Here is an 18983-nt window from a genome sequence, read left to right on the forward strand (position 1 = left end):
CATTCTTTACGGAACCTTCTTATGTACGAACTTGCTGAAGCAGTTCCCTGGCTCGGCAGCCGCAACCCGCGTGCTGCACGCGGCGTGGTGCTGGCGCTGATGCTGATTGCCCCCATGATCGCCTTGTCGGCGGGCAATACCTGGGTGCGCATCCTCGACTTCGCCCTGCTCTACGTGATGCTGGCGCTGGGCCTGAACCTGGTGGTGGGCTTTGCTGGTCTGCTCGATCTGGGCTACATCGCCTTCTACGCCGTGGGCGCCTACACCTGGGCCTTCCTGGCCTCGCCGCACTTTGGCCTGCACCTGCCGTTCTGGATCGTGCTGCCGGCCGGAGCCGGTTTCGCGGCCCTCGCTGGCCTGATCCTCGGTGCGCCGGTACTGCGGCTACGGGGCGACTATCTCGCCATCGTCACGCTGGGCTTCGGCGAGATCGTGCGCATCTTCATGAACAACCTGAACCACCCGATCAACATCACCAACGGGCCGCAGGGCGTGAACATGCTCGATTCCCTGAGCCTGTTCGGCTGGGACATCTCGCGCCACATCCAGATCACGGATGACTTCAAGATCAACTCGCTGGTGCTGTTCTATTACGTGTTCCTGCTCTGCGTGGTGGGCTCGGTGATCGTGATCCGGCGCCTGCAACTGTCGCGCGTGGGCCGTGCCTGGGCTGCGATTCGTGACGACGAACTGGCTGCCAAGGCCATCGGCATCAATGTACGCAACATGAAGCTGCTGGCCTTCTCGATGGGCGCCACCTTCGGGGGCGTGGCCGGCGGCCTGTTCGGCAGCTTCCAGGGCTTCGTCTCGCCGGAATCCTTCTCGCTGATGGAGTCCATCGCGATCCTGACCATGGTCGTGTTCGGCGGCATGGGCAACCTCGGCGGTGTGATCCTCGGCGCCATCGCCCTCTCGCTGCTGCCCGAGCTGCTGCGCAGCGTGGCCCTGCCGGTGCAGCAAGCGCTGTTCGGCCATGTGATCCTGGATCCGGAAGTGCTGCGCATGCTGCTGCTCTCGCTGGCCATGATTTTCATGATGTTGCTGCGCCCGGCCGGCCTGCTGCCTGCCCATGCCCGCTACTCACGACCAGAACTCGCCGGCGCCGGGAGGATCACTGAATGAGCATCACCCTTCTTGAAGCCCAGAACATCGGCAAGCGTTTCGGTGGCCTCACCGCGCTGTCGGATGTCTCGCTGACCATCCGCAAGGGTGAGGTGTACGGCCTGATTGGCCCCAATGGCGCCGGCAAGACCACCTTCTTCAACGTGCTCACCGGTGCCTACACGCCTAATGGCGGCGAGTTCATCTTCGCCGGCAGCGAGCTGCCCACCGGCAAGCCGCATGAAGTAGTGGCGCGCGGCATCGCCCGCACCTTCCAGAACATCCGTCTGTTCCGCGAAATGACCGCCCTGGAAAACGTGATGGCCGGCCACCACCTGCGCTCGGATTCGAGCCTGTGGGGCATTCTCACCCAGAACCGCCACATGCGCGAAGAAGAGCGCCTGATCACCGAGCGTGCCTTCGAGATGCTGCGTTACGTGGGCATCGAGCGCCACGCCACCACACTCTCGCGCAACCTCTCCTACGGCGATCAACGCCGCCTGGAGATCGCCCGTGCACTCGCCACCGAGCCGCAGCTGCTGGCGCTGGACGAGCCGGCCGCCGGCATGAATGCCACCGAAACGTCGCAACTCCGCGACCTCATCTCCACGATCCGCCAGGACGGCGTCACCGTGCTACTGATCGAACACGATGTGAAGCTGGTGATGGGCCTGTGCGACCGCGTCGCGGTGCTGAACTTTGGCAAGAAGATCGCCGAAGACGTACCGGCCGAAGTGCAGAAGAATCCGGAAGTGATCGAAGCCTATCTGGGAAGCAGCCATGCCCACTGACAACACCATCCTCGAACTCAAGGACGTGCAGATCGCCTACGGCCAGATCCAGGCCGTGAAGGGCATCGACTTTCACGTCAGCACCGGCGAGCTGGTGTGCCTGATCGGTGCCAACGGCGCCGGCAAGACCACCACCCTGAATGCCATCTCCGGCACCCTGCCGATCAAGAGCGGCGAGATCCGCTTCGCCGGGCAGGACATCAGCAAGCTGCCGGCCCACCTGCGCCTGCGCCAGGGCCTCGCCCTGGTGCCGGAAGGCCGCGGCATCTTCACCCGCCTGACGGTGGAAGAAAACCTGCGCATGGGCGCCTACACACGCGACGACAAGGAAGCCATCGAGCAGGATCTCGAGCGCGTCTACAGCATGCTGCCGCGCGTGAAGGAACGGCTGGCCCAGGTCGCCGGCACGCTCTCGGGTGGCGAACAGCAGATGGTGGCGATCGGCCGCGCCTTGCTTTCGCGCCCCAAGCTGCTGCTGCTGGATGAGCCCTCGATGGGCCTCGCCCCGCTGGTGGTCGAAAAGATCTTCGAAGTGATCCAGACCGTGGTGAAGGAAGGCATGAGTATCCTGCTGGTGGAGCAGAACGCCAACCTCGCGCTGGAATTTGCCAGCCGCGGCTATGTGATGGATGGCGGCCGCATCACCCTGGCCGGCTCGGGCAGCGAGCTGCTGAACGATCCCGCTGTGCGCAGCGCCTACCTCGGCGAAGCCTGATAGCCACCCAGCCCGCGTGCCTCGGCGCGCGCGGGCTGCAACGCAGCGGCCGGGCGCAAGGTACGCGTCTCATAGCCACGTGCCCGTGCGCTGCACACCGTAGGTTCGGGCGGGAAAGCCGGATTGGCACTGAGGGTGTAGAGCTCGGAAACCTGCAGGGCGACCAGCAGGGCTTCGAAAGCCGCATTGTCGAAAGCATCTTCACTGCTCACCGTGAACATCAGCAGATGCCCCTCGGCATTGGCCTCGCCGTGCGGATGCCGGCCGAGCAGGCTACTCACCACACTCATGATCAGGCTCTCGGTCTGCTGTACGGTAATCACCGGCAAACCCAGCGCCATCGCCGCCTCGATATGCGCCTCGACCTGCGCGATGCTCTGCGCCAGATGGCCCTCGCGCGCCGTCAGCACCACCAGCGCGCCACGTGACTGACGATAGGGCCGGATCTGGCGCAGGCGCAGCGGCGACTGGCAATACGCCCGCCAGCCCAGCCACAGGGCCAGGCACAACAAACTCACAGTCAGGATCCGGGGCAGCAGTTCGATCATGATGGTCAGCGAGGAGCTTCCTGCTGCCATTCAAGCCGCGCTTTGCCCCCGGCGCCATGATCTGCCTCGGACGGCCAGTGCCACCTGCAAGGCAGGCACCGCGTGCAAAGCCAGCGCTCAAGCGCCTCTTCACGGATATCCCGGCGCCCCCTGCCCCGACGGGTTTAAGCCGGAAGCGATGTTTCCTGCCGGTCGCGCCAGCCGCGCCGTGTCAGGTTTGGTCCGACCTGCGTCTCATGGCGCCACCGGCAGGGCGGCCCCCTTGGGCCACAGCAGCCACATCTTGCCCTGCTGACGCATCTTGCCGGCCTGCGCGCCGGCTTCCGCACCGAAGCCCCAGAAGAAATCCGCCCGCACCCGGCCACGGATCGCACCGCCGGTATCCTGCGCCATCATCAGGCGCCGCATCGGCTTGCCATCGGGCATCGAAAAGCTCAGGAAGACTGGCGCCCCCAACGGCACCGTGCGCGTATCCACCGCGATCGCGCGTCCGCCTGTCAGCGGCACGCCCAACGAACCTTTGGGGCCTTCACCATTGGCCGCCTCTTCGCGGAAGAACACATAACTCGGATTGGCGTTGAGCAGCTCGGAGAGGCGCTGCGGATTCTCGCGCGCCCACTTCTGGATGCCCTGTGCGCTGGCCTGTGCCAGGGTCAGCTCGCCACGGTCGATCAGCCAGCGGCCAATGGACTTGTAGGGGTGGCCGTTCTGGTCGGCATAGGCGATGCGCACGCGGCTGCCATCGGCGAGTTGCACCTGTCCCGAACCCTGCACCTGCAGGAAGAAAAACTCCACTGGGTCGTGCGCCCACAGCAGCACCTTGGCCGGGAAAGCCTCGCCGGCCGCTTCAATCTGCGCCCGCGACCAATAAGGCAGCACCTTGCGCCCCTCGATCCGCCCGCGCAGGCGCAAGCTCTTCGTCTCCGGATAGACCTCGGCCAGATCGAGTTGCAGTAAATCCTCCGGCACCGCATGTACCGGCACCGGATTCTTAGCGCTCTTCCAGCGGCTACCCTGGATCAGCGGCTCGTAGTAGCCAGTGATCAGGCCTTCCTGCGAGCCATCCGCATTCTGGATCTGCAGCGGCTGCAGACGTTCCTCAAGGAAGCTGCGCACCTGCGCACTGGAGGGCTTGTCACCCAAGATCTTCGCGGCTTCGCAAGTGGGCGCCCAGGCGGCCTTCACCTCGGCCTGGCGGATCGCCCGGCACGAGGCCAGCAAGCCCGGCCACGCTTCGTTCAAGGTGTCACGCGACCAGTCCGGCAACTCGCTCCAGGCGGCTTCTCGGAAGGCCGGCGCGGCCGGCGCTGACTGGCTCACCGGTGGCTCAGGCTTCTTCTCCGGCTCGGGACACACCGGGCACACTGGACAGCTCTCGCCACTCGCCGGCTCAAGCGGCACGCTTTGCGAAGCACAACCTGCGATCAACAGCCCTGCCAGAATCCACGCCTGCTTCATGCTTGCCGCCCTCGTTGGTGAAGCCGGGAAGTATACTGGGCGGCCCACGCCAATGTGTGGGAGCGGCCATCGGCCGCGCAGGGTTCGCGGCCGATGGCCGCTCCAACAGGAAAATCGCATGAGCCCCGAACTTGAACGCCTGCTGCTCCGCGCCGAACACGTGCTGGCGCACTTCGAAACCCTGCTCCCCCCTGCCCCACCCGCACCGGACTGGAACGCCTTGGCTCACCGCTGGCGCACCCGTCAGGGCCGGGGCTGGCTGGAGCCACTGCACAACCTGCACAGAATCCGCCTCGCTGACCTGTGCGACATCGACGAGCAGAAAGAACGCGTCGCCACCAACACGCGCCAGTTCGTACTCGGGCGCCGCGCCAACAACGTACTGCTCACCGGCGCACGCGGCACCGGCAAGAGCTCGCTGGTGCGGGCCGTACTCACGGAATACGCCGATCAGGGGCTGCGTGTGATCGAAGTCGACAAGACTGATCTCACCGACCTGCCGCACATCGTCGAGCTCGTCGCAGCTCGCCCGGAGCGCTTCATCCTGTTCTGCGACGACCTCTCCTTCGAAGATGGCGAGCCGGCCTACAAGGCCTTGAAAAGCGTACTCGACGGCAGCTTCGCGGCGGTGCCGGACAATGTGCTGATCTACGCCACCAGCAATCGCCGCCACCTGATGCCGGAATACATGAGTGACAACCTGCAGGCCCGCCATGGCGACGCCGAGATCCATCCGGGCGAAGCCGTCGAGGAAAAGATCTCGCTGTCAGACCGCTTCGGCCTCTGGGTGAGCTTCTACAGCTTTACCCAGGATGAATACCTTGACATCGTGCGTCACTGGCTCACAGTTTTCGGCGTCAGCCTTGCCGCGTGGGAGGACAGCATCCGTGCCGAAGCCCTGCTCTGGTCGCAGATGCGGGCCTCGCGCACCGGCCGGGTGGCCTGGCAGTTTGCGCGGGATTTTGCGGGACGCACCAACGCCTGACGACACCCCCATGCTTGACCCGCTTCAGCTCACCGGTCGCAGCGACAGCCACATCCGCGAATTCCAGTTCGCCGATGGCACGACGTTTCGCGCCCACTCCGAAGCGGCCTTCGCGTTTCTGCGCATGCGCGAGGCCGCCGCTGCCGAACGCATCGATCTGCGCCCGGCCAGCGCCTTCCGCAGCTTCGATGCGCAGCTCGGCATCTGGCAACGCAAGTGGCGCGGCGAACTGCCTTTGTACGACGAGGCCGGCAAGCTGATCGACGGCAGCACCCTGGACGACGCCGGACGCGTCAGCGCGATCCTCGAATGGTCTGCCCTCCCCGGCGCCAGCCGACACCACTGGGGTAGCGATTTCGATGTCTTCGATCAGGCCGCGCTGCCCAGCGGCTACCGCCTGCAACTGCTGCCCGAGGAATACGCCGCCCACGGCATCTTTGCCTATCTGAATCAGTGGCTGGACCAGAACATGACCCGCTTCGGCTTTTTCCGGCCCTATGATGCCGAGCGTGGCGGCCTGCATCCAGAACCCTGGCACCTCTCCTACGCGCCCGTCTCGCAAGCTGCGCTCGCCTCACTGAATCTCACGCTGCTCGAAGAAGCCATTCGCCCGGCAGAACTCCCGGGTAAATCCATCGTACTGAATCGTCTGGCCGCCATTCATGCCCGCCAGGTCTGTCTCGTCTCCAATGCCAATGCTCTGGCCTGACTCCTCCCTATCATGAAAAAAATCACTCACGTCGCCGCCGCCGTCATCACCCGCCCGGACGGCTCATTCCTCCTCGGCCAGCGCGCGCCAGACACCTTCTACCCAGGCTACTGGGAATTCCCGGGCGGCAAGGTCGAAGCCGGCGAAACGCCGCGTGAGGCGCTGGTGCGCGAGCTCGCCGAAGAGCTCGCCATCGAGGTCGAAGTGGCCCACCCCTGGCTGACCCGCGAGCATGTGTATGAGCACGCCCATGTGCATCTGCACTTCTTCGAAGTCACACAGTGGCGGGGCGAAGCACACGCCAAGGTGCACAGCGCGCTGGCCTGGCAACAGGCCGATGCACTTGAGGTAGGCCCGATGCTGCCGGCCAACGGCCCGATCCTGAAAGCCCTGCGCCTGCCGCGCGTGATGGGCGTGACGCAGGCTGCGCAGGTCGGCGTAAAAGCCCAGCTCGCCGCGCTGGATCGGGCGCTGGCCAATGGCCTCAAATGGGTACAGGTGCGCGAGCCGGACATGCCGCCCGCCGAGCGCGCCGCCTTCATCGCGGAAGTCGAAGCCCGCTGCGCCAAGGCCGGGGCCCTGTGCAGCCTGAATGCTGCCGAGATCGAAGCCTCAGCTCACCCTGGCGCAAACCTGCACCTGCCGGCCCGCTTGCTGATGCAGCTCACCGCACGACCAGAAGCTGAATGGGTCGGCGCCTCCTGTCACACCCGCGCCGAACTGGAAAAAGCCGCCGAGCTCGGGCTGGACTACGCGCTACTGGGGCATGTGCAGCAGACCCCCAGCCACGCCGGTCAGCCTGATCTGGGCTGGGTGCGCTTTGCCGAACTGTGTGCCGGGCTGCCTCTTCCGGTGCTAGCCATTGGTGGCCTTACGCCGACGGACATGGCTCACGCCCGCGCGCATGGTGCGCACGGCATGGCGATGATTCGCGGGGCGTGGGGCTGACTTGCAGGAGCGCGCGCGGCCACTGGCCGATGCTGCATGAAACCCAGCAGCCAGCTACGTTACTCAGTCCTTGTCGCTGTCATCCGACAGCGGCTCTTCCTGCCCCGGCACCACATAGGCACCCGACGCCCAGGCCCCTGTGTCAATGAGTTTGCAGCGCTCGGTGCAGAAGGGGCGGTATTTGTTCTCGGGCGCAAACAGCGCGGGTTTGCCGCATTGCGGGCAGGTAACAGTGCGGGGCTTGGCGGGGCTGGAGGGCTGACTCACTGCAAGGTCTCGGGAGCGTTGGAAATGAAACGGGCTACATGCGGCTCTTCGCCATTCCAGCGGAAAGCCATGCGCCAGCAGTTGCGGCCATCGGCCTTGGCCTGATACAGCGCACGATCTGCAGCCTGCACCAGGCTGTCGACATCATGCGCGTGCAATGGGGCCAGCGCGACACCGATACTGATGCTGAGCTGGCAGGCTTCGTCGTTGAATTCGAGGCGGAGTTGTTCGGCGCGCTGGGCCACTCGCCGCGCGATATAGGCGACGCTCTCGAGGGTCGGCTGGGCCACCAGAATGGCGAACTCGTCACCACCGAGGCGGAACAGCAACTCGTTGCGGCGAATCACCTGACGCAGCTCGGTAGCCAGCGCACAGAGCATCTGGTCACCGCTCTGATGACCATGGGCCTCGTTGATGTCCTTGAAATTGTCCACGTCAAAGATCAGCAAACCCAGCGCCTCCTTGCGCCGGTTGCTCTCGGCGAGCATGCGCCCCAGGTCTTCATGAAAGCGGCGCCGGTTATAGAGACCGGTGAGCGGATCGCGCTCGGCCAGTTCGGTGAGGCGCGCCTGGGTCTGCAGGGTTTCGGTGATGTCCTCGAAGATCCATACCCGTCCGATCAGCATGTCGCCTTCAGCGGAGGGCACGCCTGACGAGCGCTCGCGGATCACCCGGCCATCGCTGCAGTAGATGTCGTAGACGGTGTTCTCCTGCTGCTGGCTGACGACCTCTTCAACGTGCTGCAGGTAGGCCTGGTTGTCGACACGCTGCGCCCCGGTCTTGGCCAGAACGATCTCGTCGCGCACGCCCACCATGTCGTTGCGGTCGCCCAGCCCCCACATCGCCGCACAGCGCTGATTGGCATACACCACGCGGTGGTCGTGATCGACGAACAGGATGCCCACGCTGAGCATTTCCAGCAACGCCGCCAGACGCATGCGTTCATCATTGCTGCGTTTGAGGTAGTGCTCCTTGAGCGCCTGGGCGCGGCGCAAGGCAGCCACGTTTTCGAGCAGTTTGAGCTCGGCATCCTTACGCGCCTGCACATCCTGAGCGGACATGCGGATGCCGCAGATGCCGCCCTGCGCATCACGCAGTGAATACCAGCGGCAGGCATACCAGCGCAGCGTGCCGTCGCGATGCTGCACACGCAATTCCTGGCCCTCTCGCGGCTCGCCCTGCAGCGCAGCCGTCAGCATGGCCCGCAGGCTGCCGTGATCCTTGGCATACACCCACAGACAGGCCGGGTCAGCGGCCTGGAGGCATTCAGCCGCGCTGTAGCCGGTCAGCGTGTGGACCGCCGGATTGGCCCACACCAGGCGCCCATCCAGATCGAAGAGCAACTCGAGACCAGGCATGTCCTCAGCCAAGGGGCGATAGAACTCCAGCTCACGCTGCAGACTGGCGATCTTCTCGTCACGATCTTCCAGCAAGCGCAGCGTGGCCTCGCGGCCGCGATCAAAAAGTTCCCAGCCAAGGCTCGGCATATGCGGCAGGCTACCGTCAATGACCGAGTCTTCCAGCCGCCGGATCATGCGGCGGGCATTGTTCTGGGCGATCTCGCGCGAAGCGAGAAAAGCGCCAGTCACCAGCAGAATCGTAACCAAGGCCGTGATGCTCGCCGCCAACAGCGTGGTCGCTTCGACGCCCCCATTGGCCAAGCTATCCACCACGAGGTCCACCGAGCCAGCGACAAGGCCTGCGCTCAGCGCATAGATGCGCAGCATGCGCAACCAGCGGCGATAGTGAAGGTCTTCCGGAAAAAGGCGCTTGCGCAGGTCGTGCAGCACGCGTTTGATCCTCAGCCCGGCAGCAGGGATTTGATGAAAATCTTGGAGCGACGCTGAAAGTTGTACAGATCGCGCTTGCGCTCGGGCAACTCCTCCGGCCCGGCCTCGCGGAAGCCCCGCTCGCGGAACCAGTGCTGGGTGCGTGTAGTGAGCACGAAGAGCTCCCTGTAGCCAGCGCTGCGCGCGCGCTCGGTGATGTGCTGCATCAGGCGCTCACCGAGACCGGCGCGACGGAATTCAGAAGTCACCGCAAGACAGGCCATCTCGGCCATGCCGTCTTCAGGGAAGGGGTACAACGCAGCGCAACCGACCACCACACCATCGTGCTCGGCGAGCACGAAACGATCGATCTCCATCTCGATCAGCTCGCGGCCGCGCCGTACCAGGGTGCCATCGGCTTCGAGCGGGCCGAGCAACTGCAGCAGGGTGGCCACATCGTCGATGGTCGCGTCGCGCAGGCGATGCAAGGGCTCACGGCTGACCATGGTGCCCACACCCTGACGGGTGAAGAACTCCAGCAGCAGCCCGCCGTCCTTGTCGCGATCGATCAGGTGGGCACGTGCCACGCCGCGCCGCACAGCCTTGATGGCGCGCGGCAGGAAGAGGTGCAGATCCTCGGTGAGACCGACGCCGGCATTGAGCTTGCGCTCGGCCTCTTCGGCGGTAATCGCTTCGATCAGGCGGCCTTCTTCATCCAGCAAACCCGGTGCATCGCACAGGTAGATCAGCTTTTCGGCCTGCAGGGCAATCGCCACCGCTTCGGCGACTTCTTCCATCACGAGGTTAAAAATTTCGCCGGAGGGTGACACGCCGAGGTTGGAAATCAGCACCACGTTCTGCTGATCCAGATCGGCCTTGATTTCCTCGGCAATCACACGCCGCACGGTGCCGGTATATTGATAGTCGACTCCGTCAACGACACCAATCGGCCGCGCGGTAATGAAGTTGCCGCCAGTCACACGCATGTAGGCGCCGGCCATGGGCGTATTCGGCAAGCCTTGCGACAAGGCCGCCTCGATATTGATGCGGGTGACACCAACCGCCGCCTTGACGCACTCCAGCCCGGCTTCGTCGGTGATGCGCAAGCCCTTGTGATAACGCGACTCCTGCCCGCGCCGGGCCAGTTCGGCCTCGATCTGCGGCCGCGCGCCATGCACCAGCACCAGACGCACGCCCAGCGCGGCCAGCAGATTGCAGTCGTGACACAAGTCTTCCATCAGCTCGCCCTGCGCCACTTCACCGCCAAAGGCGAGCACGAAGGTCTTGCCACGGAAGGCATGGAAGTAAGGCGCGGCGCCGCGCACCCAGTCTACGAAGCGAATCGCCTCGTCATCGCCCATGCGCACCGCGGCGGAGAGGTTGGCGCTGAGTACCCGGTTTTCCTGATTCATTCTGTCCATCTCAATAGTCGCCCCACAGGGCCATCATCGCGGCCAGCGCCGCCAGACCCGCCGTCTCGGTACGCAGCACGCGCGGTCCGAGGCTCACGGGTTTGCACCCAGCGGCCTGCGCAGCCGCCAGCTCCTTGTCACTCCAGCCCCCTTCGGGGCCGATCAGCAGGCTCACTGGCTCCGTCGGGCGCGGCATCACCGACAGCTTAGTACCGCCCTCCGGCGCCAGAATCCAGCGCTCACCGGCCATCGGCTGTGCCAGCCAGGCCGGCAGTTTCTGCAGCTCACCCACCGCACATAGATGACTGCGCCCGCATTGCTCAGCGGCGGAAACCGCCACCTGCCGCCAATGCTCGATGCGCTTGCCAGCGCGATCGCCGGCAAGCTTCAGCACACAGCGCTCGGCATCCACCGGCTGAACGCCCACCGCACCGAGCTCGACCGCTTTCTGCACGATCCAGTCCATCTTGTCGGCTACCGCCAGCGCCTGTACCAGCGTTACCGCCAATGGCGCCTCACGCTGCACATCCAGCTTTCTGTCGAGGCGCACGGCCGCCTCACCATCAAGTTTGATCAGCTCGCCAAGATACTCCGTGCCCGCACCATCGAACACCACGATCGGCTCGCCATAAGTCAGGCGCAGCACGCGCAGAGCATGGTGCGCCACTTCGGCGGGCAGGCGCAGACTCTGGTTGGCAGCAAGTGGCAGGGGGCAATGGAAGCGTGGGGGCATGGTGCTATGATCGTTCAGCTCGCACGCGCGAGCGTCGAACATTATATGGCCGGGCATCCCTGGCTGCCTCGCCGAATCCACCCGAGAGTCCGCCATGCCTCTGCTTGCCCGTGCCCGTGCGCTGGAATCCGTCGTCCGCGATGTCGCCCGCGAGGCCATCATGCCGCACTTCCTGCGTGCCGCCCGTGAGTTCAAGGACGACGGCAGCTCGGTCACCGCCGCCGATCTGGCCTCGCAGCAGGCCTTGCTTGAACGCCTGCCGGAAGTGCTCGACGCCCCGGTGATCGGCGAAGAGATGACGCCCGAGCAACAGCTCGAGTGCTGGCAGGCCGGCCAGGAAGGTGTGTGGTGCATCGATCCGATCGACGGCACCACCAATTTTGCCAACGGCGTCCCGCTCTTCGCCGTCTCTGTTGCCTATCTGGTGGGCGGCGAAACCCAGTTCGGAGTGGTCTACAACCCCACCACCGACGAATCCTTCTACGCCGCCAAGGGCGCCGGAGCCTGGCTCAACGGAAAACGCCTGCCGCTGCGCGCGCCCGCCAAACGCCTGGCCTTTTCGGTGGCCGGGATCGACTTCAAACGCATTCCGAACAAGCTGGCGGCCAATCTGGTCATGACGCCACCGTATTACTCGCAACGCAACTTCGGCTCCTCGGCGCTGGAGTGGTGCTTTGTCGCGGCCGGCCGGCTGGACGTTTACCTGCATGGCGGCCAGGCCCTGTGGGATTACGCAGCCGGGCGCCTGATCCTTGAAGAAGCCGGTGGCGTGTATGGCGTGCTGGATGGCGGTCCACTGGAAGCCGCCCCGCTGCCCAAACGCGCTGTGGTGCTGGCGGCGGACCCCGGCCTCTACGGCGAATGGTTGGCCTGGCTGCAGGCGCACCGCAAATGAGTGTCCGCCATTCACCAGACAACCAACGACACAAAGCAGCTACTGGACAGAGCGCACCAAGCGCAACGAATGTGCCGCACTTCGAAAATCGAACCACATAAAATAGACAGGACTGTAAGTCTTAAACGAAACAACCTGAGCCGTGGCCTCTCCCGCCGACGTGGATGACCAGAACCATTCGCTACTCGAACCAGCACTCAAATCCACATCAGGAAAATAAATTCCATCAACATAAGGCGCAGAAGACTGGGTCAGTAGGCCACTCAGTTCCCTTTGCGTAGGAAGGCGCCAATCTTTGCCCCCGCATAGGCCCGCACTGTTTACCGCCCCCTGGTAGCCCACCGTGTTGGTCACGGCGTCAATCTGAGCTGTTGTCGGAAAATTCACGCCATCCAACTGGGGCTGCTTCACGCTGTCATAGTTGGTATAAAGCCTGCGCCAGTCGCGTGAGCTGCCATCCTTGGTCTTGACCTCCCAAACAAGTTTGCCGGCCTTATCGAGCACACAACTCCAGCTTGCTGCGCTATCTAACAAGGGCTGGCCGTGTTCATCCAGTTTGGTATAGCCCGCGCTGCCATAGGTCACAACAGTTACCGTGGCCGCGTTAGTGCTGCTCGCCTTGCCATCGCTCACCGCTAGGCCAAAGGTATAGGAGCCCGGGGAGTCAGCCACGAAAACTGGCTTCTGGGTATCGCTGCCAGAAACACCTGTCGAGCTCCCATCGGGCTTGCTGATGAGTGTCCATTGGTAGGTCAGTGTATCTCCGTCCCCATCGAAGCTTGCGCTCGCATCAAGCGTAACAGTCTCCCCAGTCACTACCACCTGGCTCTTGCCAGCACCTGCGACTGGCGCAGCATTCTCCGCCTGCTGCTCACCTCCCCCGCAAGCCCCCAGAAACGCCCCCAGCAGAACAGCAGCGCACCCAATCTTCGGGAAACCCATGCTCACAACCTTTCCTTTGTAATAATTTTCGGCTGGCCGACTTGACCTTTCAGGCCTTCGATAGCCAAGCAGCAACAGCACGTAGGTGACACCGCACCAAGGTAATTGAAACAGTCCTCGGCGTTAACGCACGATCTCGCAAGAAGTGCACAGCCCTTTCTGGAGCGAGGTAAGATCGAGCTGATTCTTCACTCCGGCGCCCCAAAATAATGTCAGCGAGGTATCCGATCATTGCCGTCACCGGCTCCTCCGGCGCCGGCACCAGCACCATCTCGCGCACCTTCGGCCACATTTTCCGCCGCGAGGGCATCCGCGCCGCCTGCGTGGAAGGCGATGCCTTTCACCGCTACTCACGCAGCGAAATGCAGGAAAAGATCCTTGCTGCCGAGCTACGTGGCGAGCGCGGCCCGAGTCATTTCGGAATCGCCGCCAATCTCTTCGACGAGCTCGAAGCCCTCTTTGCCGGTTATGCCGAAACCGGCCAGGGCCTCAACCGGCGCTATTTGCATGACACCGAAGAAGCCCTGCACCGCGGCCTGCCACCGGGCAGCTTCACCCCCTGGGAAGCCTTGCCCGAGGATAGCGAGCTACTCTTCTACGAAGGTCTGCACGGCGGTGTGGTGACCGACAAGGTGGATGTGGCGCGGCACGTGGATCTCCTGATCGGCGTAGTACCCACCATCAACCTGGAATGGATCCAGAAGCTGATGCGCGACATGCAGGAGCGTGGCCACAGCCTGCCTGCCGTGCAGGACACCATCCTGCGCCGCATGGACGACTATGTGCACACCATCGTGCCGCAGTTCTCGCGCACCCATATCAACTTCCAGCGCGTGCCGATCGTCGATACATCCAACCCTTTCGCCGCCAAGGATGTGCCACTGCCCAACGAAACCCTGGTGGTGGTGAGTTTCCGCAACCCTGCCGGCGTCAACTTCCCGGAACTGCTCACTCTGCTGCACGGCAGCTGGATGACCCGACCAAACACCCTGGTCATGCCAGGCCCAATGCTGGAGCTGGGCCTACAGGTGATTTTGCTGCCGCGAATCAAGGCTTTGCTGGAGAAACGCGCTGCAGCGCAGCATTCCGGGTAAACCCGAACGGCTTGAGTTCCATCAATTCCAGCCCACCCCGGCTCAGCTATCGTTTCTACGAAAATTCGTAATTCAAGGCTATCAATCGCCGGTAGCGAAGCAGCGGGGCTTGTCAGATAATGCAAGGTTCCCGACCCCTGATGGCGCACCGCCGAGATCCAACATGAGCACCCGCACCCCCAGCATCGAATTCACTCCCCTTACCGGCGCCATCCGTGCGCTGGCCATGGATGCCGTCCAGCAAGCCAATTCAGGCCACCCCGGCGCGCCCATGGGCATGGCCGAGATCGCCGAAGTGGTGTGGCGCCGCCATCTGCGCCACAACCCGGCCAACCCGGGCTGGAGCAATCGCGATCGTTTCGTGCTCTCCAACGGCCACGGCTCGATGCTGCTCTACGCGCTGCTGCATCTCACTGGCTACGACCTGCCGCTCGACGAGCTGAAAAAATTCCGTCAGCTCGGCTCCAAGACCCCTGGCCATCCTGAAGTGCATTACACCCCGGGCGTCGAGACCACCACCGGCCCGCTGGGTCAGGGCATCGCCAATGCCGTCGGTTTCGCACTGGCCGAGAAGATGCTCGCCGCCAGTTTCAACCGCCCCGGGTTTGAAGTCGTCGATCACCGCAGCTGGGTTTTCCTCGGCGACGGCTGCCTGATGGAAGGCATCAGCCATGAAGTCGCGTCCTTGGCTGGCCTGTGGAAGCTCGGCAAGCTCACCGCTTATTACGACGACAACAACATCTCCATCGACGGCGAAGTCGGCGGCTGGTTTGCCGACGACACCAAGAAGCGCTTCGAAGCCTACGGCTGGCAAGTCATCGGCCCGATCAACGGCCACGATGCCGCCGCCCTGCAAGCCGCCACGGAAGAAGCCAAGGCGGACAGTGAGCGCCCGGCCCTGATCATCTGCCGCACCACCATCGGCGCCGGCGCTCCGACCAAAGCCGGCTCTTGCGACGCGCACGGCGCCCCGCTCGGCGCGACGGAAATCGAAGGCGTGCGCAAGGCCATCAACTGGCCGCACGCCGCGTTTGAAATCCCCGCCGACATTTACGCCCAGTGGGATGCCAAGACTGCTGGCGCTGCCGCTGAAGGCGAGTGGAACACGCTGTTCGCCGCCTACGCCGCTGCCCATCCGGAACTGGCCAGCGAGCTGAAGCGCCGCCTCGCCGGCGAACTACCGGCTGGCTTCAAGGCTGCCGCCGACGCACTGATCGAGAAGGTGCAGGCCAAGGCCGAAACCATTGCCACCCGCAAGGCTTCGCAGAACGCCATCGAAGCCCTGGCACCGAGTCTGCCCGAGCTGCTCGGCGGCTCCGCCGATCTGGCCGGCTCTAACCTCACGCACTGGTCTGGCACCAAAGATTTCCTGCCGGGCGTGAATGACGCCAACTACATCAACTACGGCGTGCGCGAGTTCGCCGAAGTGGCGATTGCCAACGGAATCGCCCTGCACGGCGGCTTCATTCCCTACACCGCGACCTTCCTGGTGTTCTCGGACTACTGCCGCAGCGCGATCCGCATGGCCGCGCTGATGCACATCCGTCAGGTCATGGTGTTCACGCACGACTCGATCGGTGTGGGCGAAGACGGCCCGACCCACCAGCCGGTGGAGCACACCGCCTCCCTGCGCCTGATCCCGAACCTGAATGTCTGGCGTCCGGCTGACACCACCGAAGCCTCGGTGGCCTGGATCCACGGCATCGAACGCGCCGATGGCCCGACCGTTCTGGCGCTGACGCGTCAGAACCTGCCCTTCAGCGCCCGCAGCGCCCAGCAACTGGCTGATATCCGCAAGGGCGGCTATGTGCTGGTCGACGCCGCCGACGCCAAGGCCGTGATCATCGCCACCGGCTCCGAGGTCGGCGTGGCGCTGGCCGCGCAGAAGCAGCTGGCCGAAGCCGGCGTGCCGGTGCGCGTGGTGTCGATGCCTTGCAACCGTTTGTTCGACGCACAAGACAAGGCCTACCGCGACGGCGTGCTGGGCAAGGGTCTGCCGCGCGTGGCCATCGAAGCCGGCGTGTCGGACGGCTGGTACAAGTACGTCGGTCTGGATGGCATCGTCATCGGCATGGACCGCTTCGGTGAATCCGGCCCCGGCGGCACGCTGTTCAAGCACTTCGGCTTCACGCCCGAGAAGGTGGTCGAAGCCGTCAAGAGTCTGGTTTAGACTGTTTGTTTTTCGCGCACCGGGGTGCTCCCCCGCTCCGGTGAAGCCGGCAGGATTCAACAGTCCGGCGCAGCACGCGATGGTGGTGGATTGTTCAACAATTATTTTTGTTCTCAGGAGTAAGACAAGATGGCAATCAAAGTCGGCATCAATGGTTTCGGTCGTATCGGCCGCATGGTGTTCCGCGCCGCCGTGCAGAACTTCAAGGACATCGAGATCGTTGGTATCAACGACCTGCTCGAGCCTGATTACCTTGCTTACATGCTCAAGCACGACTCCGTGCACGGCAAGTTCAAGGGTGAAGTCTCCGTTGAAGGCAACACCCTGATCGTGAACGGTCAGCGTATCCGCCTGACCGCCGAGCGCGATCCGGCCAACCTGAAGTGGAACGAAGTCGGCGCCGATGTCGTCGTCGAGTCCACCGGCCTGTTCCTCGAGAAGAGCGGCCAATGGGGCGCTGACAAGCACATCGCCGCCGGCGCCAAGAAGGTCGTGATGTCGGCTCCGTCGAAGGACGACACCCCGATGTTCGTGTACGGCGTGAACCACGCCAGCTACGCCGGTGAGGCCATCATCTCCAACGCTTCCTGCACCACCAACTGCCTGGCTCCGGTCGCCAAGGTGCTGAACGACACCTTCGGCATCAAGCGCGGCCTGATGACCACGGTGCACGCAGCTACCGCTACCCAGAAGACCGTTGATGGCCCGTCCAACAAGGACTGGCGCGGTGGTCGCGGCATTCTGGAAAACATCATCCCCTCCAGCACCGGCGCCGCCAAGGCTGTGGGCAAGGTGATCCCCGAGCTGAACAAGAAGCTGACCGGCATGTCCTTCCGCGTGCCGACTTCCGACGTTTCCGTGGTCGACCTGACCGTGGAACTGAACAAGGAAGCCAGCTACGAAGCCATCTGCGCCGCCATGAAGGCTGCCTCTGAAGGCGCCATGAAGGGCGTGCTGGGCTACACCACCGAGAAGGTCGTGTCGACCGACTTCCGTGGCGAATCCTGCACCTCCGTGTTCGATGCCGACGCCGGCATCGCCCTGGACTCGACCTTCGTCAAGATCGTGTCCTGGTATGACAACGAGTGGGGCTACTCCAACAAGGTGCTGGAGATGGTCCGCGTCGCAGCCAGCAAGTAAGACCCGAACGAGCCGCTGAGAACCAGCGGCTCGTTTTTTTCGGCTCCCGCCGGGAGGTTGGCCATGCAGTTCCGGAAACTCAGCGATCTCGATCTCGCCGGCAAGCGCGTGTTCATCCGTGCCGACCTCAATGTGCCGCTCGACGACAGCGGCAACATTGGTGACGACACACGCATCCACAGCGCACTACCGGCGCTGCAGATGGCCCTCGCTCAGGGCGCAGCGGTGATGGTCACCTCGCACCTGGGACGCCCCGCCGAAGGTGAGCCAAACCCTCAGGACTCACTGGCGCCAATCGCTACGCAACTGAGCCGCTTGCTGGGCCGCCCTGTACCGCTGGTTCCGAACTGGATCGGCGGAGATTTCAAACTCGAGCCCGGCCAGATCGTGCTGCTCGAAAACTGCCGCCTCAACAAAGGCGAAAAGAAGGACAGCCCCGAACTCGCCGCCCGCCTCGCGAAGCTCTGCGACATTTACGTCAACGACTCTTTCGCCACCGCCCACCGCGCCGAATGCACCACCCACGCCCTGGCGCTGGCTGCGCCGATCGCCTGTGCCGGCCCATTGCTGGCCGCCGAGCTGGAAGCACTCAGCAGCGCCCTGGAAACGCCCGAACGCCCCTTGCTGGCGATTGTTGGTGGCTCCAAGGTATCCACCAAGCTCGCCATCCTTGATAGCTTGGCCGACAAGGCCGATCAGCTGATTCTTGGCGGCGGGATCGCCAATACCTTCCTGCTGGCGGCCGGTTACCCGATCGGCCGCTCGCTGGTAGAGACCGATCTGGTGCCTGACGCCCGGCGCATTCTCGACAAGATGGTCGCACGTGACGCAGCAGTGCCCCTGCCGGTGGACGTGGTGGTGGCGCGGGAATTCTCGCCGCACGCCGAAATTTCGATCAAAAGCGTCGCCGATGTGGGCGATGAAGACATGATTCTTGATATTGGTCCGGAAACCGCTGGAAAACTCACGGCACAATTGCAGACTGCCCGTAGCATCGTGTGGAACGGACCGCTCGGCGTCTTCGAATTCGACGCCTTCGCCGAAGGCACCCGCATGCTGGGCAAGGCGATTTCAGAATCCTCGGCCATGAGTCTGGCAGGTGGTGGCGACACCATCGCCGCCATCGCCAAATTCGGCATCGCAGAACAGATCGGTTACATCTCGACCGCCGGCAGTGCTTTCCTCGAGTTTCTCGAAGGCAAGACTCTGCCAGCCATTGAAGCCCTGCAGCAACGCGCACACTGAACCGCCCGGAATTCACTACTACCGCTAAACTCCGCCTCCCGATGAGCAAACAAGATACTCC

General features: G+C 63.8%; 18 protein-coding genes. 11 read left to right on the plus strand and 7 right to left on the minus strand.

Annotated features, from left to right (window positions below):
* Positions 1-21 precede the first annotated feature (21 nt).
* The 3 genes from C0V76_RS09360 to C0V76_RS09370 are packed head-to-tail and all read left to right on the plus strand — an operon-like array spanning position 22 to position 2607.
* Positions 22-1122, plus strand: coding sequence for an ABC transporter ATP-binding protein (locus C0V76_RS09360; protein WP_101942118.1), 1101 nt, complete (start codon positions 22-24; stop codon positions 1120-1122).
* Positions 1119-1892 carry an ABC transporter ATP-binding protein gene (locus C0V76_RS09365; RefSeq protein ID WP_101942119.1) on the plus strand — a complete coding sequence of 258 codons (774 nt, stop codon included), beginning with the start codon at positions 1119-1121 and terminating at the stop codon, positions 1890-1892. The genes C0V76_RS09360 and C0V76_RS09365 overlap by 4 nt, the downstream gene beginning before the upstream one ends.
* Complete coding sequence (locus C0V76_RS09370) at positions 1882-2607, plus strand: ABC transporter ATP-binding protein (protein ID WP_101942120.1); 726 nt, start codon at positions 1882-1884, stop codon at positions 2605-2607. Before C0V76_RS09365 ends, C0V76_RS09370 begins: the two co-directional genes overlap by 11 nt.
* Here C0V76_RS09370 and C0V76_RS09375 read toward each other — a convergent pair.
* Positions 2589-3185 carry a hypothetical protein gene (locus C0V76_RS09375; protein WP_101942121.1) on the minus strand — a complete coding sequence of 199 codons (597 nt, stop codon included), beginning with the start codon at positions 3183-3185 and terminating at the stop codon, positions 2589-2591. The two genes, C0V76_RS09370 and C0V76_RS09375, sit on opposite strands and share 19 nt — an antisense overlap.
* 204 nt (positions 3186-3389) lie before the next feature.
* The gene (locus C0V76_RS09380; RefSeq protein ID WP_173893983.1) at positions 3390-4613 is read right to left on the minus strand and encodes a murein transglycosylase A; all 1224 of its coding nucleotides are present in this window, start codon (positions 4611-4613) and stop codon (positions 3390-3392) included.
* Between the two features lie 118 nt (positions 4614-4731).
* On the opposite strand from C0V76_RS09380, the gene C0V76_RS09385 reads away from it, so the two are divergent.
* From C0V76_RS09385 to C0V76_RS09395, 3 genes are read left to right on the plus strand one after another with little or no spacing between them, the layout of a single operon-like run.
* On the plus strand, positions 4732-5598 hold the full coding sequence (locus tag C0V76_RS09385; RefSeq protein ID WP_101942123.1) for an ATP-binding protein: 867 nt from the start codon (positions 4732-4734) through the stop codon (positions 5596-5598).
* Between the two features lie 10 nt (positions 5599-5608).
* Positions 5609-6307 (plus strand): M15 family metallopeptidase, encoded by a 699-nt coding sequence (locus tag C0V76_RS09390; protein WP_101942124.1) that lies wholly within the window; start codon positions 5609-5611, stop codon positions 6305-6307.
* A 12-nt stretch (positions 6308-6319) separates the two neighbouring features.
* Entirely contained in the window at positions 6320-7255 is a 936-nt protein-coding gene (locus C0V76_RS09395) for a Nudix family hydrolase (RefSeq protein WP_101942125.1), read from the plus strand.
* 63 nt (positions 7256-7318) lie between these two features.
* Here the strand turns inward: C0V76_RS09395 and C0V76_RS09400 are convergent, their stop codons facing one another.
* The 4 genes from C0V76_RS09400 to C0V76_RS09415 form a co-directional block, all read right to left on the minus strand.
* Entirely contained in the window at positions 7319-7522 is a 204-nt protein-coding gene (locus tag C0V76_RS09400; protein ID WP_101942126.1) for a DNA gyrase inhibitor YacG, read from the minus strand.
* Positions 7519-9312: a diguanylate cyclase domain-containing protein gene (locus tag C0V76_RS09405; protein WP_101942127.1), complete on the minus strand. Its 1794-nt coding sequence runs from the start codon at positions 9310-9312 to the stop codon at positions 7519-7521. Before C0V76_RS09405 ends, C0V76_RS09400 begins: the two co-directional genes overlap by 4 nt.
* 11 nt (positions 9313-9323) lie before the next feature.
* Positions 9324-10652, minus strand: a complete 1329-nt coding sequence (gene argA / locus C0V76_RS09410) for an amino-acid N-acetyltransferase (protein WP_170021278.1) — start codon at positions 10650-10652, stop codon at positions 9324-9326.
* 61 nt (positions 10653-10713) lie between these two features.
* Positions 10714-11436 (minus strand): 16S rRNA (uracil(1498)-N(3))-methyltransferase, encoded by a 723-nt coding sequence (locus tag C0V76_RS09415; protein ID WP_101942247.1) that lies wholly within the window; start codon positions 11434-11436, stop codon positions 10714-10716.
* A gap of 94 nt (positions 11437-11530) precedes the next feature.
* On the opposite strand from C0V76_RS09415, the gene C0V76_RS09420 reads away from it, so the two are divergent.
* A complete protein-coding gene (locus C0V76_RS09420) occupies positions 11531-12331 on the plus strand; it encodes an inositol monophosphatase (RefSeq protein ID WP_101942129.1) in 801 nt (266 codons plus the stop codon).
* Positions 12332-12370: 39 nt separating this feature from the next.
* Here the strand turns inward: C0V76_RS09420 and C0V76_RS09425 are convergent, their stop codons facing one another.
* Entirely contained in the window at positions 12371-13273 is a 903-nt protein-coding gene (locus C0V76_RS09425) for a DUF1566 domain-containing protein (RefSeq protein WP_101942130.1), read from the minus strand.
* A gap of 209 nt (positions 13274-13482) precedes the next feature.
* Here C0V76_RS09425 and C0V76_RS09430 point away from each other — a divergent pair, with 209 nt between their 5' ends.
* The 4 genes from C0V76_RS09430 (at position 13483) to C0V76_RS09445 (ending at position 18922) form a co-directional block, all read left to right on the plus strand.
* Entirely contained in the window at positions 13483-14367 is an 885-nt protein-coding gene (locus C0V76_RS09430; RefSeq protein WP_101942131.1) for a phosphoribulokinase, read from the plus strand.
* Between the two features lie 163 nt (positions 14368-14530).
* Positions 14531-16537, plus strand: a complete 2007-nt coding sequence (tkt, locus tag C0V76_RS09435; protein ID WP_101942132.1) for a transketolase — start codon at positions 14531-14533, stop codon at positions 16535-16537.
* Between the two features lie 129 nt (positions 16538-16666).
* Entirely contained in the window at positions 16667-17677 is a 1011-nt protein-coding gene (gene gap / locus C0V76_RS09440) for a type I glyceraldehyde-3-phosphate dehydrogenase (protein WP_101942133.1), read from the plus strand.
* A gap of 63 nt (positions 17678-17740) precedes the next feature.
* Positions 17741-18922 (plus strand): phosphoglycerate kinase, encoded by a 1182-nt coding sequence (locus C0V76_RS09445; protein ID WP_101942134.1) that lies wholly within the window; start codon positions 17741-17743, stop codon positions 18920-18922.
* Positions 18923-18983 lie beyond the last annotated feature (61 nt).

It is taken from the genome of Uliginosibacterium sp. TH139 (assembly GCF_002855595.1).
GTDB classification, from domain to species: domain Bacteria; phylum Pseudomonadota; class Gammaproteobacteria; order Burkholderiales; family Rhodocyclaceae; genus Uliginosibacterium; species Uliginosibacterium aquaticum.